The organism is Phaeodactylibacter sp. (assembly GCF_040219495.1).
Taxonomy (GTDB): Bacteria; Bacteroidota; Bacteroidia; order Chitinophagales; family Saprospiraceae; genus Phaeodactylibacter.
This window is the reverse complement of the sequence record NZ_JAVJSK010000068.1, coordinates 1-26,347: the sequence shown is the minus strand read 5'-3', so window position 1 is coordinate 26,347 and position 26,347 is coordinate 1. Positions and strand designations below refer to the sequence as shown.

Sequence of the window (26,347 nt, the reverse complement as noted above, 5' to 3'; positions counted from 1 at the left end):
CAATGGGTGGTGGGAAATTTTATGAATCGGCGGCAAAATAGAAATCATAGGTAGTCAGGCTTGAGCTTAAGGTAGAGTACGGGTTCGGCATCATCGGGCAGGTGCGTGATTTTTTCGAACCGGAACCCCAGCCGTTCCAGCAGCTTCCGTGAAGCGGTATTGGGCTCAATCGTGATGGCGCTGATTTCGGGCAGGCCAATTTCCCGGAAGGCGGCATTAATCAGCCGGCGGGCAGCTTCGGCGGCGTAGCCTTGCCCTTCGAATGCAGGCAGCAGGGCAAAACCCAGGTCTACACCTTCCAGCCCTGCCCGGTCGTAGAGCCCGCAGGAGCCTATCTTTGTACCATCGCTTTTGCGCACAAGTGTGTAGTTGGCGTAGCCCAGGCGGTCGTACTGCGGGCGGATCCGCTCCTGAATATATTGGGCTGCATCCTCAAGGGTATGTACTTTGCGGTCACCAATGAATTTCAGCCATTTGGGCGTATTGAGCAGCTCCAGAATGAAAGCCGCATCTGCTTCATGGGTTACCCGGAGCCAAAGGCGCTCGGTCTCAAATTCCGGAAACTTTTGCATTATTCAGGTTTGCTGCCGGAGCTACGGATGTTGACCAGTTTGCGCAGGAGGTCAAACCAAAAGGGGGCACCAAGAGAAACCGCCAGAGCCGTCACGCTCCAGCCCAGCAGCTTCAGCAAGACATCGTATACGGTCACTTCCGACCATACCACATTTTTCCAGCCCAGTCCAAGGGGGGACTTGATGGCCTCAATCTGATCGTTGACCATACCTTCCAGCTTCGCCAGAGAGGCGTCAAACTCTGGAGACGTCTGCGCGGGCGCAATTTCCAGACCGTCCTTGCCATTCACGTAGTCTTCAGCCAGGGTGAGAACCTGCTGCAGGGTTGCCGGGTCAGATTCCAGGCGCTCGTAAATGGCCAGGGTATCGGCATTAAAAACGATGGCGATTAAAAAGCCCATGCCTACCAGGATCTTCTGCGTATAGCGCTTATACCATCCGGAAGCCCGGTCCATGACATCGTTGTACCAGGTGCGCACCTTACCTTTGAACACTTCCGTATCTTGCTCTGATTCCCGCAGGAATTGCCTGAGGACGTCCTTCAGGTCGGCATCGGGCAACTGTTCCAGCTTTTCCTCAATCTTTTCGAAGCCTTCCCCTTTGAGTATGGTATCCATTAGTATAGACTGAAAGGAGCGGTCGCTCAGGTAAGAAGGGGAGTAGCGCTTTTTGCCGTATTTGTAAGACAGCTGTTTGTACAACGCATTTCCCTTGAAAGTCTCCACAAGCTGATTGTCCACTTCCGTAGAGGCAAGCATGTTGCGGAGTGCTTTTTCCAAATTACGGCCCCGCAGGGAGAAGGCGGAAGCTACGAGCTCCATCATCGTTGTAGCCAAAAGGCTCAGGAGGAGCAAAACGAATATCAGGCCAATCACGACCTGTAGCATACCAAGCATAGTGTTGAGGTCTTAGTTTGGGCTGAATTTACAAATTCTGAGACAGATCCCCGTATCCTTTTTACTTCAGTCGGCCGGATTTTTGAAGAGGTGCTTTCTGTTTTTGATTTTAGTTTTGAAAAACAATTTAAAATCGTAATTTAATTCCGGATTTAGTCGCATGACTGGAATTATGGACCGATGCGGGTGCGGACCGCCAGCCTATGGGTAAATGTCACTGCCCTGGCATGCGCCTCGTCATATTGCTTGCAGGGAAGACCATAGATATTTAAGCCAATAAAAAACCAATTACGCATGAGCTACGACACCAAAAATCTACGCAATGTCGCCTTACTTGGCCACCCGGGGAGTGGCAAAACATCCTTCACTGAATGCATGCTTTTTGAAGCAGGTGATATCCAACGGATCGGCACGGTAGAAGAAAAAAACACGCAATCTGATTATACCAATATCGAAAAAGAGCGTGGCAACTCCATTTTTGCTTCCCTGACTCACGCCGAGTGGAAGGATTCCAAGATCAATATTCTGGATACACCGGGTTTCGATGACTTCATTGGAGAGGTGGTTTCTGCACTCAAGGTGGCTGATACCGGACTGATGGTGCTCAACGCTCAGAATGGCGTGGAAGTAGGCACCGAAATCCTTTGGGACTATGTGGAGCGCTTCGAAACGCCCTGCCTTTTCGTGATCAATCAAATGGACCACGAAAAGGCCGATTATGAAGCCACTCTGCAGCAGGCTCAGGCTCGTTTTGGTGAGAAGGTTATTCCTGTACAGTACCCCATTGAATCCGGCCTGGGCTTCAACAAGATCGTGGATGCCCTGCGCATGGTGGTGTACGTCTTCCCCGATGGCGGTGGGAAGCCGGAAAAAGAACCCATCCCGGAATCTGAAATACAACGTGCTCAGGAAATGCACAATGCGCTGGTGGAAGCCGCCGCTGAAAACGATGAAGGTCTTATGGAGCGCTTCTTCGATGAGGGGACCCTCACCGAAGAAGAACTGACAGAAGGGCTGCGGATCGCGATTGCGCATCAGGATATATTCCCGGTCTTTATCAGCTCGGCCACCCGCAATATGGGCAGTGGCCGAATCATGGGCTTCATCAATGACGTGTGCCCGTCTCCTGCCGACCGCCCGGCCGCTAAACTGGTCGGTACGGATGAAAAACTGCCTTGTAACCAAGATGCTGAAACCACCATCTTCGTCTACAAGACCATGACGGAGCCGCAGGTCGGGCTCGTTTCTTACTTTAAAGTCTACGCCGGCACACTAAAAGCCGGTGATGAATTGATTAACCAGAAAAACCAAACGACAGAGCGGTTCGGGCAGATTTTTATTGCCGAAGGTAAAAACCGGGAGCAGGTAGAAGAGCTCAGAGCTGGCGATATTGGCGTAACCGTCAAGCTCAAGAATACCCATACTAATAATACGCTCGACGAGAAAGGCACTGATATCCAAATCGACCCGATCCACTTCCCCGAGCCCCGCATCCGGGAGGCTGTACAGCCAACGAATATCAATGATATGGACAAGATCTATAAGGCCTTGCACCAAATCGAAGAGGAAGACCCTACGTTTATCGTTGAGCAGTCAGCGGCCCTCAAACAGACGATTTTGCATGGGCAGGGGCAGCTCCACCTCGACCTCATCCGTTACCGCATTGAGAAGGTGAACAACGTATCAATGGAGTTTATGGAGCCGCGCATTTCTTACCGCGAAACCCTCACCCGAAAGGCCGATAGTATGTTCCGGCATAAGAAACAGACCGGTGGTGCCGGCCAATTTGCGGAGGTTCACCTGCGTGTAGAGCCTTACTCAGAGGGCATGCCTGACCCCGAAGGCCTTAGCGTGCGCAATAAGGAGGTTCTGGATTTGCAGTGGGGTGGTAAACTGGCTTTTTATTGGTGTATCGTAGGTGGGTCTATTGACGCAAAGTACGCTAATGCGATCAAGAAGGGGCTGATGCAGCGCATGGAAGAGGGCCCGCTTACGGGGTCGCCCTGTCAGGATATCCGTGTGAGTATTTACGACGGCAAAATGCATGCTGTTGATTCCAATGATATGGCGTTTATGCTGGCGGCCAAGCAGGCCTTCCGGCAGTCTTTCCACGAAGCGCACCCCCAATTGCTGGAGCCGATTTACAAGGTGGAAATCCTTTGCTCGCATGAGTCTATGGGCGACATTATGGGCGACCTGCAGACTCGCCGTGCCATCATCATGGGTATGGACAGCGACGGGCACTACCAGAAAATTACCGCAAATGTACCGCTGGCTGAGCTTTATGAATATTCTAACCGCCTCCGCTCCCTGTCTCAGGGCCGGGCTAAATTCCACCAGGAGTTCCTGGAATACCAGGCCGTACCGCACGACTTGCAGGCTGATCTGATGAAAGCGCACGAGGAGGAGCCGTCAGAAGCTTAACAAAAATATTTTTTCAACAATTGGTGTATGAAAATCGGGAGCCGCAATGTATTGCGGGCTCCCGATTTTATTTTGGTTGTTCAGAATGGCGTCAGTTGGCCCAAAGAGGTGGTGGATCAATTGGTTGAATCACAAAAGGAATAAGACACCTCCCCTTACGTCAGCTCAATCACCAAATCATCCTGTTCCACGAGTGTCTTCTCCGTGAGGTAAATCTTCTTAACCGTACCTGCCATAGGGGAAGTTACGGTAGACTCCATCTTCATCGCTTCAATTGTGAAGAGCGGACTGTTGGCATTCACCTCCTGTCCTTCTTCCACTAGAATCTTGGAGAGGTTGCCCTGCAGGGGGGCACCGACCTGCTTCTCATGCTCTACTTTGCGGTTGACGACTACATCAGACTGTACCTTCTTATCGCGGACCGGCACGGAGCGGGTCTGGCCGTTCAGTTGGAAGAACACTAAACGCACCCCTTGTGCATCCGGCTCAGACATATTGATGTACTTGATCAGCAGGCTCTTGCCGGCATCAAGGGTGACAATAATCTCCTCGTTGGGCTTCAGGCCAAAGAAAAAGGCCGGTGTGGGCAGGGCTCTGACCAGGGCATAGGTTTCATAATGCGCCCGGTATTCCTCGTACACCTTGGGGTATAGCTTATAGGAGAGGAAGTTGCGCATGTTAAGGTGCTTGCCGAAGCGGGTTTTGAAGGCCGCATATTCGGTGTCAAAGTCTACAGGCTCAAGATGTGCATTCGGGCGATCGGTGTAAGGTTTTTCGTCTTTGAGCACAATTTTCTGAATATCGGCCGGGAAGCCGCCCGGTGTTTGCCCCAGGTCGCCCCGCATCAGGGCTTTTACACTATCCGGGAAGGAAAGCGTATGCCCTTTCTCCAGAATATCTTCGCGGGTCAGGTTGTTGGAAGTCATAAACATGGCCATGTCCCCTACCACTTTGGAAGAGGGCGTCACCTTGACAATATCACCGAAGAGTTCATTCGCTACGCGGTAGTTTTTCTTGATGGTCTCAAACTTCTCCTCCAGTCCGAGTGCCCGGGCCTGCGGCCGCAGGTTGGAATACTGGCCGCCGGGGATTTCATGCTCGTATACCTCAGCCGTTCCGGCGCGCAGCTCGGTCTCGAAGGGGTAGTAGTAGCGGCGCACTGCTTCCCAATACGTTGAAAATTCATTCAGGGAGTGCAGGTCAATCGGGTGTTCCCGTTCGTGGCCTTTCATCATAGCGGCCACGGCATTGAAGTTGGGCTGTGAAGTCAGGCCCGACATAGAACTGATGGCCACGTCAACGACATCAACGCCTGCTTCCACTGCTTTGATATAAGTACCCGCCTGAATGGAAGCGGTATCGTGGGTATGCAGGTGGATGGGCGTATGCACGGTTTCCCTGAGAGCACTGATGAGCTCCTCAGCGGCGAGGGGCTTGAGCAAGCCAGCCATATCTTTGATCGCAATGATGTGGGCGCCCTGATCTTCCAGCTGTTTGGCTAGGTCAAGGTAGTACTGCAGGTTGTATTTGGCCCGTTTGGGGTCGGAAATATCGCCGGTGTAACACAGGCAGGCTTCTGCCACGCTGTTGGTCCGCTCCCGCACGGTTTTGATGCTCACCTTCATGGCTTCCACCCAGTTGAGGGAGTCGAATATGCGGAAGATATCGATACCGGCCTCGGCAGCTTCTTCTATAAATTTGATGATCAGGTTATCCGGATAGGCCGTGTAGCCTACGGCATTGGAGCCGCGCAGCAACATCTGGAAGCAAATGTTCGGAATGGCTTCCCGCAGGAATTCGAGCCGTTTCCACGGGCATTCCTTTAGGAAGCGCATGGAGACGTCAAAGGTGGCACCGCCCCAGACTTCCATAGAAAAAACATCGTTGCTGTGGCGCAGTGCAAAGCTCCGGGCGACCTTGTCCATATCGTAGGTCCGCATCCGGGTGGCGAGCAGGGATTGATGGGCATCCCGGAAGGTGGTGTCCGTGTACTGTAAGGCTTTTTGTTCTTTCAGCCATTGGGCGAAACCTTCTGCACCGAGTGCCTGTAGCTTCTGCCGCGTGCCATCGGGCACGGGGGCTTTGGGGTCGTAAGACGGGATGACCGGGTCAATGAAGATGGCACTGTTGTCCTTATATTTCACATCGGGGTTATCATTCACGATCACCTCCGCCAGGTAGCGGAGCAGCTTGGTGCCGCGGTCCTGCCAGTTGGGCATCACCAAAAGCTCGGGATGGTCCTGTATAAAATTAACCGTAGCTCTGCCCTCCTGAAAGGTTTGATCTCTCAGCAAATTGAGCAGGAAGCCAATGTTTGTGCTCACGCCGCGCACCCGGAACTCCCGGAGTGCCCGGTGGAGGCGCTGCGAAGCCCCCTTCATCGTCCGCCCCCAGGCTGTAACTTTCACCAGCATAGAGTCGAAGTAAGGTGATATTTTGGCGCCCGGGAAGGCCGAGCCTGCGTCGAGGCGTATCCCCATACCCGATGCCGAACGATAGGCAATCAGAGTGCCGTAGTCGGGTTTGAAGTTGTTGGCAGGGTCTTCGGTGGTGACCCGGCACTGAATGGCGTAGCCGCTGCACTCCACGTCCTCCTGACTACGGATGTAGATAGTCTTGTGGCTGAGTTCATAGCCCATCGCGATGAGGATCTGCGAGCGGACAATATCCACCCCGGTAATTTCCTCAGTGATTGTATGCTCTACCTGAATCCGTGGGTTGACCTCAATAAAGTAAACGTTTTCGTCTTTATCGACCAGGAACTCGACGGTACCGGCATTACTGTAATTCACGGCTTTGCCCAGGCGGATGGCGTAGTCGTAGAGTTTCTGCTTCGTCACTTCATTAATGGAGGGGCAGGGCGCAATCTCCACCACCTTCTGGAAACGGCGCTGTACGGAGCAGTCCCGTTCAAAGAGGTGCACGAGGTTGCCGTACTTGTCGCCCAACAGTTGCACTTCGATGTGCTTGGGCTGATCAATAAACTTCTCAATGAATACGGTATCGTCTCCAAAGGCATTGCCTGCTTCCCGCCGGGCTTCTTCAAAAGCATTGGTCAGGTCTTCTTTTTTGCGGACGACCCGCATGCCCCGGCCACCGCCGCCGGCTGCTGCCTTGACCATCACCGGAAACCCGATGCGGATGGCTTCTTTCAGGGCCACCTCTGCATTGATCAGCGGCTCATGACTGTCTTCAATCAGGGGCACCTCTTCCTGTCGGGCCAGCACCTTTGCAGCGACTTTATCGCCCAGGCGCTCCATGCTTTCCGGAGCAGGCCCCACAAACTCTATACCTTCCTCCCGGCAGCGCCGGGCAAAGGTCACATTTTCAGAAAGGAAGCCGTAGCCCGGGTGGATGGCATCCGCCTGATGCAGCTTGGCTACCCGAATAATCTCTTCAATATCGAGGTAAGGCTTCAGAGGATCATTATCTTCACCTACCTGATAGGCCTCATCAGCCTTATATCTGTGCAACGAATAGCGGTCTTCGTACGTATAAATAGCAACTGTCCGTAAATTGAGCTCGGATGCGGCGCGCAGTACCCGGATGGCAATTTCTCCGCGGTTGGCTACCATGAGCTTTTTGAATCGCTTGCGTTCTGGCATCATTTTTTTCGCTGTTGATTGTGATAGTTGAGGATAGGGCGGTCCGGAAGATAGTAATTGCCGTCAGGACGGCAAAATTTAGTTTTCAGATTGCTGAGTGGAATTCTGATACCCACCAGTTTCGAAAAACCAAACGGCGGTCTGCAGCAGATAACGATCCTGCATTTTGTCAGGTCAAATAATAACAAATATGATCAACAAACTCTTTTATGTCTTGCTTTTTAGCTTGTTCTGTACAGTGGCCTGGCCACAGCAACCTTCTATTACTTTGGTAGACAGGGGTGTTTACCAGCGCGGCTGCACCAGCGGGCAGCAGCCCTGTGAAGCGGCTTCTCTGCCGGCTCATGCCGTTACGGTGAGCAGCTTTGCCATCGGCACCTACGAAGTCACTCAGGCGGAGTACCTGTCTGTTATGGGCAATAACCCCGCTCAGAATATCGGCTGCAACAGTTGCCCGGTGGAGCGGGTCAGCTGGTACGGCGCTGTGGTTTTTTGCAATACCCTCAGCCAGCAGCAAGGCCTGGAGCCGGCCTATTACAGCGATCCTGGCCTTTCGGTGCCTTTCTTCAGTACCGCGGGTGCCGTATACTGGGATACCGAAGCCGATGGTTATCGCCTGCCCACTGAAGCCGAATGGGAATATGCAGCCCGTGGGGCTAGTATGGACAATGATTTCAGGTATGCGGGCAGTAATAATTGGCAGGAAGTGGCTGTGACGGGCAGCGCGACCCAGCCGGCTGGGTCCAAACCACCTAATGAGTTGGGTTTGTATGATATGAGCGGTAATGTCGCAGAATGGGTATGGGACGGGTACGGGGATTATCCAAACTTCCCGCTTTGTGATCCGCGGGGCACAGCAGCGGCAGCGGCCCGGGTCATCCGGGGTGGGCACTTTCAGCAGGCTTCAGGCATCGCAGTGAGTAGCCGTGGGCAGGAAGAGGCGGGAAGCCAAAGCAGCAATATTGGTTTTCGGGTAGCTCGTACTACCGGGCGGATGGTGAGGGTTGCCGGTGGCACTTTTACCATGGGGTGCACAGACGAGCAGGAGCCGGATTGCCAAAATGATGAGTATCCTCCGCATACGGTCACGGTGGGTGATTTTTTCCTGTCCCGGTTTGAGGTGACACAGGCAGAATGGGCGGCCCTGGTCCCCGAATACACGCCCCTGTACAATCGGGGTACTGGCCCCGACTATCCTACCTACCGGGTGAGTTGGTACGATGCTGCCACTTTCTGCAACCGCCTCAGCCTGGCCGAAGGGCGGACGCCCGCTTACTACTTCGACGAAGACTTTACCCTGGCATTTGACTCTCTGGTAGGCGATCAGCTGGCCTACGTAGACCTGTATTGGGATACAACAGCTGATGGTTACCGCCTGCCCACTGAAGCTGAGTGGGAGTACGCTGCCCGGGGGGGCGCAGCTGGGGGTGGTACGCTGTATGCCGGCAGTAATGACCTTGATGCCATCGCCTGGCACAGCGGCAACAGCAGCGTCAGCAGCCAACCGGTGGGCGCTCTTGCCCCCAATGCGCTGGGACTATACGATATGACAGGCAACGTTTATGAATGGTGCTGGGACTGGTACGATTCAGATTACTACGAAGTCAGCCCTTCCGAGGATCCGCTGGGGCCACCGGCTTCTACTGTGCGGACCATACGTGGTGGCTCCTGGAATACGACGCCAGACGGTTCCCGCCTGGCTAATCGCCTGAATTTTCTTCCCGGTGCACGCCGGACTACATTTGCGTTTCGAGTAGCGCGTTCAAAATAACCCACTTTTTATGAAAACGATATATGCACTTCTTTTAGGGCTGTTTTTTACTTCAGCAACCTGGGCGCAATGCCTGGAGCAACTCAGCTCTCCGGTAGTGGCTGATTGGTCGGCTGCGCATTTTCTTTCCAACGATCAGGGGTGGCTGATTGGAGCAGAGGGGCACCTTTTTCAGACGCTCAACGGCGGGCAAAGCTGGATACCGGCCGACCCGCGCACGGAGGGAAGCCTCCGGGGGCTTACTTTCCTGGGGTCCGCAATTGGCTGGATCGTTGGTGAAGGGGGCGTTATCCGGCGTACCTCCGATGGTGGGCAAACCTGGCAACAGCAATTCAGCCCCATTGGCGCCAATTTGAACAGCGTTGGCTTTGTTTTTAGTAATCTGGGCCTCGTGGCCGGCGATTGCGGTACGCTGCTGCGCACCGTCAACGGCGGTGTTGTCTGGGACTGGGTGGATGCAGGTACACCGAATAACCTGCATACCCTGCACTGGGTCAATACCCAGATTGTACTGGCTGCCGGCGAAGGGGGCGTATTCCTCCGCAGTACCAATGGCGGGCAGACCTGGAGCAGCGTCAGTGGCACCGGTACTGGCGACCACTTTGCCCTCGAGGCGCAAGGCGAAGACGTGTGGCTGTCGGGGGAAGGAGGGACCTACTATTCTCAGGATACCGGCCTGACCTGGGAGTGGATGGACAATCGCCGGTTTTATACTTTGGATGTTGACGATACGGGGAGATTAGTTGGTGCCGGGCAGGACGGGCTGGTTGCCCTGAGTACGGATAACGGTCAAACCTGGAAGGACCTGGACCTCCTGCCGGATGCCTATTGGTCCTCCGTCACGCTGACTGGCGAGCAGTCTGGCTACCTGGCCGGCAAGAGCGGGCTTGTGGCTGCCTTTCGCTTGCTGGAAGCTTCTGTCAGTGGCCCCGCTTCCATTTGTGCCGGGGAGCCGGTTGTCCTGGCTGCCGGCGAAGCGCCGGGTACATCAGGGTATTTCTGGACGGGCCCGGATGGTGCGCTGGGACAGGGGCAGGCCCTCAACTTTGTGCCTGTATCGAGTGGTTGGTATACCTTGAGTGTGGAAGAAGACGGGTGTACCGCGCAGGACTCCCTGTTGTTAGAAGTCTTCCCTGCTCCTGATGCCGACCTCGGCGGCGATGTGGTACTTTGTGAAGGAGAAACTGCAGTGCTTTCCGGTCCGGTGGGCGATTTCAACTATACCTGGAGTGTTGGCAGCAGTGCTCCTTCGCTACAGGTAGCCGCAGCAGGGACCTACGGGCTGACTGTTGAGAATACCTTCGGCTGTGCAGACTCCGATCTGGTTACCGTGGAAATACAGGAGAACGGTAATTTATTACTCGACACCTTACTATGTTCCGGTGAGTTTCTGGAAGTAAATGGTGTATTCTACGATGAATTCAACCCGATTGGTACGGAGGTCCTGCCCGGCGGCGCTGCGAATGGATGCGACTCCGTGATCATAGTACAGATTGAGTATTCCTTCACAGAGCCTGTGACACTGGATACCGCGGTTTGCAGTACGGCTTTTCCTTTCGTCTACGCGGGTCTTGAGGTGGGAGCCCCGGGCGACTACTTTGTACAGACTGTGAACGCGGACGGTTGCCAGCAGATGATTTTTCTGAATGTGCAGGAGCTGCAGGAATACAATGTGTCCGTTCAGGATACTTTTTGTCAGGGGGGCTTATATGTGTGGAACGGCATCGTACTGACCAATTCGGGGATTTATACGCAGACATTTGACGCAGTTGATGGTTGTGACAGTACCGTTACGCTCAACCTGACAGAGCACCCTGCTTCACCAACCAACCTCGAGCTGTCGGTTTGTGAAGGGGAAACCGTCATGGTGGGTGATATGGTATTCGGTGCAACAGGCAGTTACGAAGTCGAGCTAACGGGCACTGCTGGTTGTGACTCGGTTGTCAATCTGCAGCTTACCGTTCTTACCGAAGACCTCATTACGGAATCCGTGGGGATTTGCGAAGGCGAAACCTATGCCTGGGAAGGCAGTACGCTGAGCAGTGCGGGGCAGTATCAGGTGATGTATATCAATAGCGCTGGTTGTGATAGCGTACGGCAGTTGGAGTTGAACGTTTTCAATAACCCTGAGCTGTTTATCGTCGATACTCTGCCAGACAATGGGACGGGCAGCGGTGCTGCAGTACTCGATGTAACGCAGGGGCAGGCACCTTTTGAGGTGAATTGGAGCAACGGAGTAGAAGGACTGGTCCAAACCGGGCTTTCTGCAGGCACGTATACCGTTACGGTAACGGATGTTAATAATTGTTCAGATACATTGTCTGTTACAGTCCCTATGGCGACAGGAGTAAAGGAGGCGGCGGATGCCGTTGCAACCGTATGGCCCAACCCTGCCTCCGGTCAGCTTTGGGTCCGGCTGCCCGCTTCCTGGAATACCGCCGAAGTGCAGCTCGTACTGTACGATTTGCTGGGGCGCCCGCACCAAAATTGGACGGGCCATGCCGTCCGGGAAGCATTGGAGCTGTCAGTGCCCGATGGGGCCTACTGGCTCAGTATTGAATACCGTGGGCGCCGGCAGGTGAATCAAGTAATTGTAGCGGACTAAATCACGTCTGGAAGCCCCGGGGTTGCTGAACTGTTACGTTTGGTTACTTCTGAAACACGCTCTAAACGGTTGAAAATGGACAGCTATAAACGCGAATTCGCTATCTGCAAGTTCACGATTAGAAAGCAGGCATTGCAAATTCAAAAACCTTTTTTATCTTTGCAGCCGCTAAAATGAACAGGGACAGCCTGTTTTGGGATTCAAAGCACGGTCGACCAGTATTTTAGCGGTTCAATAACCTTCGGCAGAAGCGCCGGAGTTTTCTATTATTTATTAATATGTCTGATCCAATGAAAAATTACGAAGTAACTTTCATCGTAGACCCGGTGCTGTCGAGGGAGGAAATCGAAGCGACAGCTCAGACATATGTCGATCACCTCAAAAATGAGGGCTGCCAGATCGTACATGTGGACGAAATGGGGTTGCGTCAGTTGGCTTATCCAATCAACCGCCGAACCTCCGGGATTTACTACTGCATTGAATTTGAAACGCCTACCGGCGAATTGATTGACATGATGGAGCTGGCCTTGCGCCGCGACGAGCGCATTATGCGTTTCCTCACGGTAGCGCTGGACAAGTATGGCGTCAAGTACAACGCAGACAAGCGTGCCGGAAAGATTGGCAAAGTGAAGAAGAAAGCGAAGAAGAGCGACGACCGTAAGGATAGCCGCCGTGACAATCGCAAGAAGGACGAAAAGCGCAAGCCTGCTCCTAAGAAAGAGGAGTCTGCTCCTAAAAAGGAAGCGCCTGCTGCTAAAGAAGAAGAAGAATAGTCGTCCACCCCATTTGTTAAAATTTAAAGTTGAAAGATCATGGCATCCAGAGACGATATTAAGTTCCTCAGCAATCCAAAAATTGGTCAGAAGCGCCAGAAGTACTGCCGCTTTCGCAAGTTTGGCATTAAGTACATCGATTACAAAGATGAAGACTTCCTGACTCAGTTTGTCAACGAGCAAGGCAAGATTCTGCCACGCCGCATCACCGGCAACTCTTTGAAGTATCAGCGCAAAGTGGCTACAGCTGTCAAGCGTGCCCGCCACCTGGCCCTGCTGCCTTATGTGACCGACTTGCTGAAGTAATTTCTTGGCCTCTAAATTTTTGAAAGATGGATATCATTCTGTTAAAAGATCTAGATAAGGTAGGCGATAAGCATGAGCTCGTGAGCGTAAAGCCGGGTTATGCACGCAACTACCTCATCCCTCAGGGACTGGCCCTTGTTGCCAACGACGCTAACCGTGCAAAGTTGGATGAAATCAAGCGCAAGGAGGAAGAAGAACTGGCTGCCCGCAAGGCAGAGTTCGTGGAAATGGCCGATACGCTGAAGGGTAAAGTACTGAAGATCGGTGCAAAAGCCGGTCAAAGCGGTAAAATCTTCGGTAGTGTAACCAACGTACAGCTGGCTGCTGCTCTGAAGGACCAAATGGGTGTCGAGGTGGACCGCCGCCGCGTTATCCTGCCGGAAGACGATATTAAGACCCTCGGCGCTTACGTTGCTGAGCTGAACCTCCATCCGGAGGTAGATATCAAAGTAAACTTTGAGGTTGTAGAAGAATAAACTACGCCTCGGGTGTTTGGTTCGGTGCGGTAGGGTTGTCCTTAGCATGCACCAGCCGAAACAATCTACATTTCGAGCCATTTGTCTTACCTGGTAGGGCAAATGGCTTTTTTATCTTCCCACCAATTGGGTACCCTGACTTCTTTCAAAACCCCAGCGCTCCACCATGTACCTTCAGCCATTCCTCCTTCTCTCGGTAATCGGGCATTGCATCTGAGACCAGCTTCCAGAAACGAGGGGAGTGGTTCATTTCAATCCGGTGCGCCAACTCGTGGATGATGACGTAATCAATGACCTCATCGGGCGCAAAAAGCAGACGGGTGGAGAGGTTGATATTCCCTTTTGCGGAGCAGCTGCCCCAGTTGCTGTGGTTGTACTTGAGGCGGACTTCTTTAATGTCCTGCTTGAAAAACCGGTCGTTGAGGTCATCAACCCGGCGGGTGATCTCCGGCAGGAAGTCCTGTGCGACAATCCGGCTAAGCAGGTGCTGAATGTTTTTAGCAAAACCAGGCCCCTCATCGTGCTGACTCAGCTTTAGGGCGATCGTTCCGTCTTTCAGTACCTTGCCGGCATGGGTTTTCCGGTCCTCGTACTGAATGGAAAGCCGATACTGCTTTTTCCCCACCGTCAGGAGGTCGCCGTCTTGATAGTCGCGGTGCCCGAAGTGCCGGTTGATCGTATCGCTTTTTGTCACTTGTTGTTGCAACCAGTCCCGGAACCACTTCAGGTGTTTTTCCTGTTCAGTTGCGGGTAGCCCGTAGGGCATGCGCAGGTAAGCCGCTGTCTTGCCAATACTTGCCCGGACATTATACCGGTACTCTTTGTAGATGCGCACGGGCACTGTTGTACCCCCGATGTCGAGCGTCAATTGCTGTAGAGTGGGTTTGGCCTTGCGTTTCCTTCTCATGGGGGCTAAGTTACAGATTTCTTTGGTTGCTGTTTATGGAGGTAGAGGCACAGATTGGACTGATTGCGCGGATTTTCACTGATTTCCGGTAGGGCCATCTAGTGGGGCGGGTCTCGTTGGGCAGATCAGCGTCATCAGTGTACGCTAGTCTTGTTTGGAGAGAGGGGACACGGATTGGAGGGATTGCGCGGATTTTCACTGATTTCCAGCGGGGCATGCTTGTATGGCGGCACCGGTTTGCAAGATCAGGGCCATCAGTCAGATCAGGGTCATCAGTGTACGCTAGTCTTGTTTGGAGAGTGGGGACACGGATTGGAGGGATTGCGCGGATTTTCACGGATTTCCAGCGGGGCATGCTTGTATGGCGGCACCGGTTTGCAAGATCAGGGTCATCAGTCAGATCAGCGTCATCAGTGTACGCTAGTCTTGTTTGGAGAGAGGGGACACAGATTGGAGGGATTGCGCGGATTTACACGGATTTCCAGCGGGGCATGCTTGTATGGCGGCACCGGTTTGCAAGATCAGTGTCATCAGTCAGATCAGCGTCATCAGTGTACGCTAGTCTTGTTTGGAGAGTGGGGACACGGATTGGACTGATTGCGCGGATTTTCACTGATTTCCGGGAGGGCCATCTAGTGGGGCGGGGCTCGTTAGGCAGATCAGCGTCATCAGTGTACTATTAACGTGGGAGGAGGATGATAATATAGATTTGAGCTTAGAGCTTTTTCAGGAAAATTTAGAACACAAGCGGGGTGGGATTTCAGTAATTCCCACTAAAAGCGTGTCAGGGTGTTTTATTCTGGTATTAGGTCAAAAACAGTGTATTGTATTGATTTGGATAAAAAGACAATATTTTTTTTAAAAAAAAGCAGCACTGTGGTGTTGTATTATGTGTCGACATTGTGTATATTTATCGTAATAAACTATTATTTCTCTGTTTAAAAATTCAACGCTATGTACTCACGCATCACGCATCACGCATCACGCATCACGCATCCAATAGCTTTTACACTTAAGCGACAACAGTGGATAAGAGCGTCGATCTTAACTGTTTTTTCGCTTCTTTTTGGTATGATGGGTATTTCACAGACTATTCTAGAAGATAGCTTAGATTTGGTAATGGACACCACTTTTTTAGCGGGATATGAATATCCGCTTAGCTGGGTTGAAGAATCTTATGTTATCAATTTTCGAACTAAATCAGTAGCTTATTTGAAAGTTGGGGAAGCACAGCATCTGCTCGAAAACAATCGATTGAAGCTGCGTCAGGAAGATTCAGAGGAGGCAACTTTAATCATGCCTGCGGTAACTGATGATGGTTATCTACGCCTGGAGTTGTCACCGGGGCGGCAGTATGAGCTGCTCACCCGAACTACTCAGGGCAATTGGAAGCCGCTTAAACTTTTGGACACCCGTTTAAATACTGGCACCGAAATGATAACGGTATCTGAACAACTTAACGAAGCGCTTTATGATTGGCAGGAAGCAGGCAATCAGGATTTGTATACCTTTTTAATTGACCGCCCTGAGCTTTCTTTGTATGAACGATTTGCATTTATGCAGGGCTTTTTGAAGAAAGGAGCGCCATTATCTGACTTGTATGCCCAGGGAAGCATCCCACAAAGCGCTTTCATTTTGGGTCCTGTTGGACCAGGTCCTGTTGGACCGGGACCGGGAGGACCGGGAGGTGGCGATGGTGAATGTAGTTGTAGAGTTTTGAATATTAATGCTAATAATGTACTTGTCCCACATGGAGGGGAGGCAGAGGACCAGATACTACAGCCTGTAGTGCACGACCGTATCAATCACGAAACACACCGAAGGAAAATATGGGAAACTGGTCGTTTCATTGGTCCTGCTCGTTATCAACAGCTTGACGGTACCATTAAAAAAAACAGGTGTGGTGATGGAAGTTATTCTTTTGGAGAGGAGTTGCTTGAGGGTCCCAAAGAGGCGGTTATAAAGGTTCGTCAGCTTTGCAGGAATGGAAACTGGGAGCCTGGAGATTGCTACTGCACCCAAAAGGTTACTTTCAATTATCGATATGATTCGGACCTGTATGCCTTTTCGAAAACTAAATCTGGCGCTTGTTTTGATGGTGACCCAAGAACCGCTTATGCTATAGTTCAGGATGTAGTGGGTGCTTATGTAACAAGGCAAGTTAATTACAATACTGCTGAAATATTGTATGACTCAGTTCAAACCGGAATCGCTTACTCTTATTGCGAACAAGACTTCAATGAAGGTCAGATTTTAAATGTCTTAAAATTGGGTTTTGAAATTTACGCCGCAGCGAAAGGGCTTGAACTCAATTTATCAGCAGGAGGACAAGAATGGGAGTTAGCTGATACGCTTATAAATCAAGGTCTAAATATTGCTTGGAAAGAGTACCGTAAAACAAATGCATTTTCTACCTTGGAGAAACTGCTTACCGAAGAATGGTCAGAAAACAATTGTGTAACAGACAATACAGAGGTCACCCATAGATCTTCAAACAGTATTCCCTTTGATCTGCAAGGCGACCGAGAGCTTGTGTTCCGCTTAATCGCTGGTGACCATTTAGAAGTAGGAGGTGAAGAACGCTGGAGGTCTACAGCAGCACTCAGGAGTGGGTTCGCCATCTCGGTGCTTTTAGAAAAAAATGAAAATGTAGGGCAGGAAAATGAGTATTGTTGTACCAAACCTGCCGGCATATATCAGACTGAAACATTCAATCCAACCATCAGCTCGGAAAATTACCGAGAGGTAATAGGGGGGCATTTAAATGATTATTTGAACTGCTGCTTTCCTATTGACGGAAACGGGAACTTAATCATTGGTGAGAACGACCGGGATATCTTTATTGCTGATGAGTTGCCAAACTGTTCGACCACCGTCAATCAAGGATTAAAGCGGAAAGACCAATCCAATATCGCACAATCCGAGGTCTCAATAAAATACTCTACTTCTGAGGAGTCACTCGAAATCGCTAATCTTCCTGACGATAAGCCCTATCAGCTAGAATTGTTCAATGTCGAAGGAAAAAGATTGTCTCAAGGTAAGCTACAGGGTGATCAATCTGTTTCCTTGTCAACCATACCTGATCGCTTCCGAAGAGGTTTGGTGCTCGTTCGCATAAGCGGTCAAAACTATTCGCTTACCCAAAAAATATTTCTGCCATGAGAATAGCCAATATCTTTTTGCTTTTGCTCGGTTTCATTTTTGTTTTTACTGCCTGCAAAAAGGAAGAAGCAGAACCGCAGTGCCCCGAATGCTGGGATCAAAAGGCCGTTTGCGTAGATGCAGTTTGCCAATGCCCGGAGGGCAGTATTGAGGTCGATCAGACTGGGATGCGGGGGATTTGGAAGGCAGATAGCCTTTTAGATGAAGTTCCGCAGACTTATTGCCTGCAGCCAGACCCGCTTGCTTTTTTGGCAGAGTTTGATTCCCTTGGCTGTTACCGCACTATGGCGGTTTTTTTTCCTGCTGATCCTTGGCGGTTTGAGGAGGAATGGACTTCTCCGTTTGCACCAATGGCTAAGCCAGGGTTGCCTTCTAATGTGCGATTGAGTACAAGTATGTGGTTGACAGTAAAGGATGAACCAGAAGGTAAGTATGTCAAAATTGAGAACCTAGTTGGCACGGTCGGCTGGGTATTTGCCTATGGTTGTGCAGATATGGACTTTTCAAAAGGTGATGCTTTGGATGATATTACTACCGGAGGGATGTCCGCCGACTTCGAAGGCTATATGGTAGATGAAAACACCATAGAAGGAGAGCTGATCCTCAAAGCATCCGGGACTTACGAAGAAGAGTACGATGGCCAGCGCAAAGCCATTACTTTTGTACGGACGACGGCGATGTAAGGTCGTTTTGGAAATACCAGGCTATCAGAAATGGTTTGCCTCGTTTTTCCACTTAATTTTAGGATAGAGATACAGGCCTGTTTGGTTGGACTGATTCTTGGGGTGTCAACTTTAAGTTGTACTAATCCACTAGGGTCGGTCTAATCAGGCAGGTCATTTTATTTGATGTGACTGCCCTGTCGTATGTTGAAGGTGGGATATGGGCTTTCCTGCTTGGTGAAGGTCCTCCGGCGGGGCGGACCAGCAAAGCAGATCAGCGTCATCAGTCAGATCAGCGTCATCAGTGTATTATTATCGTGGGAGGCGGGTTGGAACACAGATTGGACGGATTGCACAGATTTCCACTGATATCCGGGCGGGCCTTCCAGCGGGGCGGGTCTCGTTGGGCAGATCAGCGTCATCAGTCAGATCAGCGTCATCAGTGTACCTGTGTCGTGCGTGGCGGGTGGGGAGCACAGATTGGACGGATTACACAGATTTCCACTGATATCCGGGCGGGCCTTCCAGCGGGGTAGGACCGGTTGGGCAGATCAGCGTCATCAGTCAGATCAGCGTCATCAGTGTACTATTAACGTGGGAGGAGGATGATAATATAGATTTAAGCTTAGAGCTTTTTCAGGAAAATTTAGAACACAAGCGGGGTGGGGTTTCAGTAATTCCCACTAAAAGCATGTCATAGTTTTTATTCTGGGATCAGGTCAAAAACAGTGTATTGTATTGATTAGGATAAAAAGACAATATTTTTTTTAAAAAAAAACAGCACTGTGGTGTTGTATTGTATTTTGACATTGTGTATATTTGTCTTGGTAAACTATTATTTCTCTGTTTAAAAATTCAACGCTATGTACTCACGCATCACGCATCACGCATCACGCATCACGCATCACGCATCACGCATCACGCATCACGCATCACGCATCACGCATCACGCATTTTATGTTTAATGCTGTATTTTTTGTGCCTAAGTAACCTCTACGGTCAATACCATCCGGTTGATACGACGGATGCATTTTTTGAAGACGCTCCTGTATTTGATGAAACCTGCTATCCTTTGGGGAGAATTGATGGGATTCATACCCTGCACTTTGAATCTGCTACACTTGTTTATCTGGACATCTCTACTTCTTTGGGGGTAGTGATTGATAACAGTATTAGAGTTAGAGAAGTAGGTTTGGAAGAATTTTCATGGAGGCCAGCCGATCAACAAGAGGGAGGGTATGTCGTTACTCTTGAGCCCCAAAAATCCTATGCTATATTGGGAGAAAATACTTGTGGAGAATTACATCCCGTAGCCAGAGTCAGCACTGTACGGTTACACGATGGGGACCTTATTCCCGTAAGCGAATCCTTATGGAATATTCTCCGGCCCTGGAGGCTTGGAGAAAGTACATTAAATCTATTTGACTATTTGGACACACATACCGAAATACCGGAGGCTGAGAAGCTATCCTTTCTACAGAATATGATGAAAGCTGGCGCGCCATTTTCCGATGGGATGCTTAATTCAGCTGATGTAATGGGAAGTGTGAAAAATAGTATGAAAGAAAACGAAAATGGGGAAAGGGAATGTTTTTGCAGGCTATTGAAAATAGATATGGGGTCTATCGTGACCCCTACATCAAGTGGACAGGTAGACCCTATGATTCATCCGGTTGCCCTGGGGCCTCAAATTATGACAGAAACGAGTAAGATTTTCATAAAGCGCAGTGGACTGATTGAAGGGCCAGCCAAGTACAAATCGCTCTGGGGAGGTACGAAGTCCGGAGGTGCTTGTGAAAACTCTCCTATTTCGGCTGACTGGGGCGATGAAGTGGATGGTGAAAGTGCAGAAGAGTCATTCCTGCGCAGTGCCAGCGGTAATGCGAAAATAACGGTCGGCCAGTTTTGTACCACCACCTTTGCTGAGATAGGGGACTGCTATTGTCGGCAAACACTTAGATACAGCTACCGGTATGACTCCTATGGCTTTACAGACACCAAAACAATGGCTGGATGGTGCTTAAGTACTCAAGGAAAGGAAAGTCAGGCTATGTTGAATGACTTTGGGGTATTGTTGGTATATAAAGAAGATGTTGATTATGTTGATAATCCCAACTTTGAAGAGAGGACACTAGTGTATGCGGATTTAACATTCAATCAAGTGGCATCTTCGTGTAAGGTAGACTTTCAGGAAGATAAAATCCTTGACCTGCTATTAATAGGATATGCGATTTATTCCTATTCAAAGGGGCTGCCAGTCATACTGCCCGGACAGCCTACAGAGCCTGGGGGAGGCAGTACCGTGACCTGGGAAGAAACTATTGGCAGCTTAGGAGATGCTCTGTGGGAAAATTATCAGGTTTCGATCATTAAAGAGAAAGTAGAGGGGCTCATCACCGAGCCTTGGGTGTTGAGAGAAGACTGCGGCGTTAAATCTAATTCTAGGCAGATGAAGGGGACGGATATTGTAACACTGGAAAACTACGAGGAAATCACCTTTGAACTTTTTGATGTAACAGCTATGCGGATACAGGGAAGAACTCGCTGGCGGGCCACAGCCGAAGCTGCAAGCGGTTTCCAGTTGTCTGTTGGGCTTGTGGAGAGGTATAATGGGCCGGATGGTGACGATTGCTGTACCCGGCCTGCAGGTATTTATGCCTTTTCCACGCAACATCCTGTCCATAATTCAAATACTTACACGCAGGAAATAGGTAACATGTTAAGCTCTGGTTTAATCGGTCTGGATGATTATTTCCCCACTTCGCCCTTTAATGATCAACTCATTATCGACCCAGAGATTGAATGGAATATTCTGATCCCGCCCTATGATCCTGAATTCAATTGTGACACTGAGATCAATGGCAGGTCTTTTGATCCTGAGGAAAACCATGAAGAATCTTTGCAGGTGACCAAGGCAGGAGTCTACTTCGATGGTGAAAATATCATGTTCAGTGATTTATCACAGTCTAGTGATCTGAGTAGGGCTCAATTGCTCTCGGTTGATGGGAAAGTACTGTTAAGCACCGGAATAAGCCAAAAAAGCGAAGAGGTCTTATTCAGAAGGCCACGCAATCGTATGCCCGCGGGTATTTACTTTGTTCAACTTATAGATTCAAACAACAATCTCTCTACCCACAAAATCTTTTTGCCATGAAATTGAAGCATTTAATTTTCACAGGCGCTTTGATGGCCCTTATGCTATTTGCCTGCAAAAAAGAGGACCCAGTTGCGGAGCCCACCTGCCCGGAATGCTGGGATAACGAAATGGTCTGTGTTGACTTGCAGTGTGAATGCCCGGAAGGCTCGATTGAGAATTGGTTTGAGGCATGGGGGCCCTTGGAGGATAATATGCCACCTCGTAAGTTTTGCATTGAGCCAAATCCAAAAACCTTTATCGCAGAGTTGGAACCCATTGGATGCCTGGATACCTTTGCTTTTACTTTTCCTCAGGAACCGTTGACCGAAATTGATTCGTTCAGTAATCAGAATGGTCCTGGTGCATCCACTTCCTTCAAAGTAGAACGTCCAGACAGAATCCGCCCTGAGGAAGTAAATTATACGCTTTTTTACAACGAAGTGGGAGCGCTGGAATTATATTTCTTCCAGTTTCCTCCCAACACAGGTGGAGAGCAGTTCCGATTTGAAAATTGTACCGATTTTGACGCAAATGGTGAGCGGATTGGTTTTGCCGTTCCAAGTTTTCAAGGGGTGTTTATTCATCCTGATACCATACGTGGCCAGTTAATCTTCAGTGGATATGGCACTTTTGAATACCTAGACAGTTTACATGTCGATTTAGACTTAATACGCACAGTACCCTACGAAGAAGACTAAATAGGTAGTTTTTAATAAGGGCAGCAGCTCCGGTTCATGGGGTACTGCCCTTATTTGCACTTTGTTTTATGGCTCTATAATTTTTCAGCTCCCTATGTTTGACTTCTCTGTTGACAGAATGCTTTGGGCCTAAAAAGCGTGCCTTAGGCTAGCATTTCCTTGCTGTAAACGTAGGGTTTTTATATTCTCAGGTCGTGAAGGTTTGGGTTTCCAGGTCAGTCAGATCAGCGTCATCAGTGTACCCTTGTCTTGTAGGGGGCAGGAACACAGATTGGACGGATTACGCAGATGTTCACTGATTTCCGTGCGGGTCCTCCAGCGGGGCGGGCCTAGTATAGCAGATCAGTGCCATCAGTGTGATCAGCATCATCAGTGTACCCTTGTCTTGTGTGGAGGGTTGGAACACAGATTGGACGGATTGCACAGATTCCGGGAAGGTCCTCCAGCGGGGCGGGACTCGTTGGGCAGATCAGTGAGATCAGTGTCATCAGTGTACCAGTGTCATGTGTGGCGCGAGGGAACATAGATTGGACTGATTGCGCGGATTTGCACGGATTGCGAGCGGTGGCATGCTTAGGACGGCACCAGGGTTGCAAGATCAGTGAGATCAGTCAGATCAGCGTCATCAGTGTACCAGTGTCATGTGTGGCGCGAGGGAACACAGATTGGATTGATTACACAGATTTTCACTGATTTCCGGGAGGGCCATCGCGAGGAGCAGCACATAATGACAAAGATTAAAGTAAATGAACGAAACCATCCTAAGGCTTCCCCAAAACACCTTCAATTACCAGCTTCAGACTATCCACCCCGGGCTTAGGGGCAGACATATCAATGACCTCACGAGACCGGCCCAACAAGGCATAGGACGGGATACTGGAAATAGAAAACAAGCTGCCATAATCCGAATCCATCCCCCCTTCCACATAAACCGGGAAGATATTGGGGTAGGCCGCTTGTTTGGACAACGCACGCTTCCAGGCCTCAAAGGAACGGTCAAAGGAAACGGTAAGGATGAGGAAATCCGGTTGATCCGCATAGTGCTCAGCCAGGGCATGCAAATAGGGTAGTTGCTGCATGCAGGGGCCACACCACGACGCCCAGGTATCGATGTAAACCACCTTGTCTTCAAAAGCACTCAGTTGGATGGCATTTCCATTGGTATCTACGGCAGTGAAGTCAGCTGCGTAGCGCAATTGGCGGGTGGTGTAGTAATGCTGCAACGCATCCGCGTAAAGCGCCCGGTGTGGATTGTGCTTGCCCAGCTTAAAATCCAGGAGGGCTACGGTACTTACATCGACCACCGCACTGTAGGTTTCCCAGCCTTTTTCCTGATTCAGGACTTGTGCGAGAAAGAGGGACTGCCAGTATTGCTGCTGCGTGCTGTCAGCCGATTGGGTGGCAATAAAGTCGAAAAACGGCTGCAACCCGGTAGGCGCAGGCTGGGTTTTGGCCCATTCCAGGAGCTGCTGGTCCGGGGCGGGCGTAGCCTGGCTGGCACCGGAAGGGGAGGAGCAGGACCAAAGCACAACCACAGATAGCAGGATAATGATAGTACGCATGGGTAAAGATTCACAAATTTGCAATATAGCGTTAGTGAGAAAAGTCACACAACCCCACCCAACGCTTGAATGAAATTTACCTGTCTAACTTATAAACCATCAGAAATGACCCGATTTAACGCAATTATTCTAACGTTTTTCACTCTTCTGGCCTGGTCATGCAACGATAGCCAGCAGCAGGAAGTGGAACTTAGTGCCCCCGCCCCCTGGGTTGGGTATTGGGACTTTCAAAACTATCCCGGCCCAAATGAACGGGCATACCTCCGTGTGCCTGACGACAATGGGTTTGAGGTGACGGAGAAAAATCAAATGCTGGAATTCCGGGAGGATGGTTTTGTGCGCGAGTTTTTCTGGAACCGCTGCGCCACAGCGCCTGCAATACCTACAGACTGGAAGGACGGTACGTGGACGCAGTCCGGAAGTGATCCGGTTGTGCTGCAGCTGACCATCGAAGGGCAGCCCCGGACTTACGAGATTCTTGCTCTGGACGATACCAGTTTGGTTGTCCGGTCAATACAGTAAATTCATACGAAGCAATCATAGCGGGGCGGGGGAGTAACACTTCCTGCGCCCCTTTTTTGTTTACCCAAACTTCCGTTCAAAGGACTGCATCACCTGCACCAGCGCCTGCACGCTTTCAATTTCCATTGCATTGTACATGGACGCCCGGAAGCCTCCCACAGAGCGGTGCCCTTTCACACCAGAGCAGTCTGCCGCCTTGCAAAGCTGCATGAACTCATCATTCAGGTGTTCTTTGCCCTCGGCAAGGACAAATGTCGCATTCATAGTGGAGCGGTCAGCGGGGTCAGTGACCGTACCTTTGAACAAGGGGTTGCGGTCAATTTCCCCATAGATGAGCTCGGCTTTGGCTGCATTCTTTTGTTGCATGGCAGGGATGCCGCCATTGGCTTTGATCCACCGCAGGGTCAGCATGCTTACATAAATAGGGAAGACCGGTGGGGTATTGAAAGCAGAGTCCTTTTTAACATGCGTGCGGTAGTCCAGAATGGTGGGAATGTGACGCTTCACCTTGCCCAGTGCTTCTTTCCGCACAATAACAAGCGTAGCACCTGCCGGCCCAAGATTCTTTTGAGCGCCTGCATAGATCAGGTCAAAACGGCTGATATCCACTGGTTGGCTGAAAATATCAGAGGACATATCGCCGACCATCGGCACGGAGGTCTCCGGCAGGGTTTTAAACTGCGTGCCGTAGATGGTATTGTTGGTGGTGATATGGACGTAGGACAGGTTTTCAGAAACCTCAAACTCCTTTGGTATGTAAGTGAAGTTGTCGGCTTTGGAAGAAGCCAATACTTCCACGGAGCCGAAGGCCTGCGCCTCTTTAATCGCTTTGGTCGACCAGCTGCCAGTATCAATATAGCCAGCTGTGGCATCCTGGTCCAGCAGGTTCATAGCGGTCATGAAAAACTGCGAACTGGCCCCACCTTGCAGAAACAGGATCGCATAATCATCAGGAACGTTGAGCAAATCCCTGATCAGGACCTTCGCCTCTTCCATCACGGCCGTGAATTCGGGAGATCGGTGAGAAATTTCCAGAATGGATAATCCCATGCCGTTAAAGTCACGTACCGCTTCTGCGGCTTGTTCGAAAACCGGAAGCGGGAGGATGGCAGGGCCGGAACTGAAGTTATGCTTTTTCATGGTCTGTTTTCTTTAGGCAAATGTAGGCATTCAACAAAAACCTTGTACGCCATGTTGAGCGGATTTTTCAGGGGGCGCTCCCCTTTTCGTCCGATCAAATCCCTTTTTAGAAGAAAAAACAGGTACAGGTGCAGCTTTTAGCTGAATTTATGCGCTGTTAATGTGTAGCAATAGGGGGCAGAAGCTTGCTAATGCATCATTAAACCGTAATCCATTTATTACAAAACCGGGCAATTCCTGCCCAACTGAAACCACAACGATATGAAAAACCTGTTAGCGCTTTGTTTTTTGATGGTATCCGGCTTTGCGATCACAGCCTGCGCCCAGACCAATGGAGACATGAGTCGCTCTAGTGCTGACTTGCGCAATTTTGAAGGTATCGCACTGGGCATTTCTGCCGATGTTTATGTTTCACAGGGAGACTATAATGTAGAAGTCACTGGCCCTGAAAAGAGTATTGACAAAGTTGAACTCAACGTAAATGGCGGGACCCTTGGCATAGGCACCAAACGTGGTATCCGCAACTGGAACAGCCGGGGCGTAAAGGTATACGTCACGATGCCTAACCTGTCCTCTATTGCCATCGGCGGATCCGGTGATGTAAAGGTAAAGGACAACTTTAATGATATGAAAAAGCTGGAAATTTCCATCGGTGGCTCAGGTAATGTAGAGATTGCCGGGAAAGCCAAAAGCATTGAGGTCAGTGTTGCTGGCAGTGGCGATGTAGACGCTTCAGGCGTTGATGCAGGTCGTGCTGAAATCAGCATCGCCGGCAGCGGTAACGTCAAAGTGGGGGAAGTGGATAAGCTGGAGGTTAGTATTGCCGGCAGTGGCGACGTTTATTACAAAGGCAACCCATCTGTGGAGAAGAGTGTAGTAGGCAGCGGCGATATCCGCAAACTGTAGCTATTAGAAATACCGGTAATAACCTAAGGGGGTAAATCTGTTGCAACGGATTTACCCCTGTTGCTTGCTGTTAGAGTTGGAGTTTTTTTACTAAAAAGACTAGAGTTTATTAAGGTAAGTTTTGTACAGGGTATGGATGAGTATTTTTTGCCAGATCAAAGAACGCCCGGAACCTCGTAGCCTAAGCTACGAAGGTGAGGACGAGATGCAGAGCTGGTGAAAAA

18 protein-coding genes are annotated in these 26,347 nt (G+C 50.4%); 12 read left to right on the top strand and 6 right to left on the bottom strand.

The features are described 5' to 3' along the window. Nucleotides 1-44: 44 nt before the first annotated feature. Both RIC19_RS10090 and RIC19_RS10085 read right to left on the bottom strand, forming a co-directional pair. Entirely contained in the window at nucleotides 45-572 is a 528-nt protein-coding gene (locus RIC19_RS10090; protein WP_350178186.1) for a GNAT family N-acetyltransferase, read from the bottom strand. Continuing rightward, nucleotides 572-1,468 (bottom strand): hypothetical protein, encoded by an 897-nt coding sequence (locus RIC19_RS10085; RefSeq protein ID WP_350178185.1) that lies wholly within the window; start codon nucleotides 1,466-1,468, stop codon nucleotides 572-574. Before RIC19_RS10085 ends, RIC19_RS10090 begins: the two co-directional genes overlap by 1 nt. A gap of 294 nt (nucleotides 1,469-1,762) precedes the next feature. Between RIC19_RS10085 and RIC19_RS10080 the strand changes: the two genes are divergently transcribed. After that, complete coding sequence (locus tag RIC19_RS10080) at nucleotides 1,763-3,892, top strand: elongation factor G (protein WP_350178184.1); 2,130 nt, start codon at nucleotides 1,763-1,765, stop codon at nucleotides 3,890-3,892. Nucleotides 3,893-4,047: 155 nt separating this feature from the next. Here RIC19_RS10080 and RIC19_RS10075 read toward each other — a convergent pair whose 3' ends face one another. Further along, the gene (locus RIC19_RS10075) at nucleotides 4,048-7,497 is read right to left on the bottom strand and encodes a pyruvate carboxylase (protein WP_350178237.1); all 3,450 of its coding nucleotides are present in this window, start codon (nucleotides 7,495-7,497) and stop codon (nucleotides 4,048-4,050) included. Nucleotides 7,498-7,687: 190 nt separating this feature from the next. Between RIC19_RS10075 and RIC19_RS10070 the strand changes: the two genes are divergently transcribed. From RIC19_RS10070 to rplI, 5 genes are all read left to right on the top strand, one after another. Continuing rightward, complete coding sequence (locus RIC19_RS10070; protein WP_350178183.1) at nucleotides 7,688-9,268, top strand: formylglycine-generating enzyme family protein; 1,581 nt, start codon at nucleotides 7,688-7,690, stop codon at nucleotides 9,266-9,268. Nucleotides 9,269-9,278: 10 nt separating this feature from the next. Next, nucleotides 9,279-11,873, top strand: coding sequence for a YCF48-related protein (locus tag RIC19_RS10065; protein ID WP_350178182.1), 2,595 nt, complete (start codon nucleotides 9,279-9,281; stop codon nucleotides 11,871-11,873). A gap of 290 nt (nucleotides 11,874-12,163) precedes the next feature. Beyond that, complete coding sequence (rpsF, locus tag RIC19_RS10060; RefSeq protein ID WP_350178181.1) at nucleotides 12,164-12,646, top strand: 30S ribosomal protein S6; 483 nt, start codon at nucleotides 12,164-12,166, stop codon at nucleotides 12,644-12,646. 39 nt (nucleotides 12,647-12,685) lie between these two features. Next, nucleotides 12,686-12,952 carry a 30S ribosomal protein S18 gene (gene rpsR, locus RIC19_RS10055; RefSeq protein WP_502930832.1) on the top strand — a complete coding sequence of 89 codons (267 nt, stop codon included), beginning with the start codon at nucleotides 12,686-12,688 and terminating at the stop codon, nucleotides 12,950-12,952. 26 nt (nucleotides 12,953-12,978) lie between these two features. Further along, the gene (gene rplI, locus RIC19_RS10050; protein WP_350178180.1) at nucleotides 12,979-13,428 is read left to right on the top strand and encodes a 50S ribosomal protein L9; all 450 of its coding nucleotides are present in this window, start codon (nucleotides 12,979-12,981) and stop codon (nucleotides 13,426-13,428) included. Between the two features lie 145 nt (nucleotides 13,429-13,573). Here rplI and RIC19_RS10045 read toward each other — a convergent pair whose 3' ends face one another. Continuing rightward, nucleotides 13,574-14,335, bottom strand: a complete 762-nt coding sequence (locus tag RIC19_RS10045; protein WP_350178179.1) for a M48 family metallopeptidase — start codon at nucleotides 14,333-14,335, stop codon at nucleotides 13,574-13,576. Nucleotides 14,336-15,289: 954 nt separating this feature from the next. Here RIC19_RS10045 and RIC19_RS10040 point away from each other — a divergent pair. The 4 genes from RIC19_RS10040 to RIC19_RS10025 all read left to right on the top strand — a co-directional run bounded on the left by RIC19_RS10040 (nucleotide 15,290) and on the right by RIC19_RS10025 (nucleotide 21,993). Next, nucleotides 15,290-17,497 carry a T9SS type A sorting domain-containing protein gene (locus RIC19_RS10040; protein ID WP_350178178.1) on the top strand — a complete coding sequence of 736 codons (2,208 nt, stop codon included), beginning with the start codon at nucleotides 15,290-15,292 and terminating at the stop codon, nucleotides 17,495-17,497. Continuing rightward, a complete protein-coding gene (locus RIC19_RS10035) occupies nucleotides 17,494-18,180 on the top strand; it encodes a hypothetical protein (RefSeq protein ID WP_350178177.1) in 687 nt (228 codons plus the stop codon). Before RIC19_RS10040 ends, RIC19_RS10035 begins: the two co-directional genes overlap by 4 nt. A gap of 775 nt (nucleotides 18,181-18,955) precedes the next feature. Further along, a complete protein-coding gene (locus tag RIC19_RS10030; RefSeq protein WP_350178176.1) occupies nucleotides 18,956-21,313 on the top strand; it encodes a hypothetical protein in 2,358 nt (785 codons plus the stop codon). Beyond that, nucleotides 21,310-21,993: a hypothetical protein gene (locus RIC19_RS10025; protein ID WP_350178175.1), complete on the top strand. Its 684-nt coding sequence runs from the start codon at nucleotides 21,310-21,312 to the stop codon at nucleotides 21,991-21,993. Before RIC19_RS10030 ends, RIC19_RS10025 begins: the two co-directional genes overlap by 4 nt. Nucleotides 21,994-22,754: 761 nt before the next feature. Here the strand turns inward: RIC19_RS10025 and RIC19_RS10020 are convergent. Beyond that, nucleotides 22,755-23,555 carry a TlpA family protein disulfide reductase gene (locus RIC19_RS10020; RefSeq protein ID WP_350178174.1) on the bottom strand — a complete coding sequence of 267 codons (801 nt, stop codon included), beginning with the start codon at nucleotides 23,553-23,555 and terminating at the stop codon, nucleotides 22,755-22,757. A gap of 105 nt (nucleotides 23,556-23,660) precedes the next feature. Between RIC19_RS10020 and RIC19_RS10015 the strand changes: the two genes are divergently transcribed. Continuing rightward, nucleotides 23,661-24,077, top strand: coding sequence for a hypothetical protein (locus tag RIC19_RS10015; RefSeq protein WP_350178173.1), 417 nt, complete (start codon nucleotides 23,661-23,663; stop codon nucleotides 24,075-24,077). 60 nt (nucleotides 24,078-24,137) lie between these two features. On the opposite strand, the gene serC is transcribed toward RIC19_RS10015, so the two are convergent. Beyond that, a complete protein-coding gene (gene serC / locus RIC19_RS10010) occupies nucleotides 24,138-25,217 on the bottom strand; it encodes a 3-phosphoserine/phosphohydroxythreonine transaminase (RefSeq protein ID WP_350178172.1) in 1,080 nt (359 codons plus the stop codon). A 261-nt stretch (nucleotides 25,218-25,478) separates the two neighbouring features. On the opposite strand from serC, the gene RIC19_RS10005 reads away from it, so the two are divergent. Then, nucleotides 25,479-26,123, top strand: a complete 645-nt coding sequence (locus RIC19_RS10005) for a head GIN domain-containing protein (protein WP_350178171.1) — start codon at nucleotides 25,479-25,481, stop codon at nucleotides 26,121-26,123. Nucleotides 26,124-26,347 lie beyond the last annotated feature (224 nt).

Bases quoted from the DNA above. Each gene is read 5' to 3' on its own strand.
- RIC19_RS10005 (WP_350178171.1), top strand. From the start codon at position 25,479: ATGAAAAACCTGTTAGCGCTTTGTTTTTTGATGGTATCCGGCTTTGCG.
- RIC19_RS10045 (WP_350178179.1), bottom strand. From the start codon at position 14,335: ATGAGAAGGAAACGCAAGGCCAAACCCACTCTACAGCAATTGACGCTC.
- RIC19_RS10015 (WP_350178173.1), top strand. From the start codon at position 23,661: ATGACCCGATTTAACGCAATTATTCTAACGTTTTTCACTCTTCTGGCC.
- RIC19_RS10025 (WP_350178175.1), top strand. From the start codon at position 21,310: ATGAAATTGAAGCATTTAATTTTCACAGGCGCTTTGATGGCCCTTATG.
- RIC19_RS10020 (WP_350178174.1), bottom strand. From the start codon at position 23,555: ATGCGTACTATCATTATCCTGCTATCTGTGGTTGTGCTTTGGTCCTGC.
- RIC19_RS10065 (WP_350178182.1), top strand. From the start codon at position 9,279: ATGAAAACGATATATGCACTTCTTTTAGGGCTGTTTTTTACTTCAGCA.
- serC (WP_350178172.1), bottom strand. From the start codon at position 25,217: ATGAAAAAGCATAACTTCAGTTCCGGCCCTGCCATCCTCCCGCTTCCG.
- RIC19_RS10070 (WP_350178183.1), top strand. From the start codon at position 7,688: ATGATCAACAAACTCTTTTATGTCTTGCTTTTTAGCTTGTTCTGTACA.
- rpsF (WP_350178181.1), top strand. From the start codon at position 12,164: ATGAAAAATTACGAAGTAACTTTCATCGTAGACCCGGTGCTGTCGAGG.
- rpsR (WP_502930832.1), top strand. From the start codon at position 12,686: ATGGCATCCAGAGACGATATTAAGTTCCTCAGCAATCCAAAAATTGGT.
- RIC19_RS10040 (WP_350178178.1), top strand. From the start codon at position 15,290: ATGTACTCACGCATCACGCATCACGCATCACGCATCACGCATCCAATA.
- RIC19_RS10075 (WP_350178237.1), bottom strand. From the start codon at position 7,497: ATGCCAGAACGCAAGCGATTCAAAAAGCTCATGGTAGCCAACCGCGGA.
- RIC19_RS10080 (WP_350178184.1), top strand. From the start codon at position 1,763: ATGAGCTACGACACCAAAAATCTACGCAATGTCGCCTTACTTGGCCAC.
- RIC19_RS10085 (WP_350178185.1), bottom strand. From the start codon at position 1,468: ATGCTTGGTATGCTACAGGTCGTGATTGGCCTGATATTCGTTTTGCTC.
- RIC19_RS10090 (WP_350178186.1), bottom strand. From the start codon at position 572: ATGCAAAAGTTTCCGGAATTTGAGACCGAGCGCCTTTGGCTCCGGGTA.
- rplI (WP_350178180.1), top strand. From the start codon at position 12,979: ATGGATATCATTCTGTTAAAAGATCTAGATAAGGTAGGCGATAAGCAT.
- RIC19_RS10035 (WP_350178177.1), top strand. From the start codon at position 17,494: ATGAGAATAGCCAATATCTTTTTGCTTTTGCTCGGTTTCATTTTTGTT.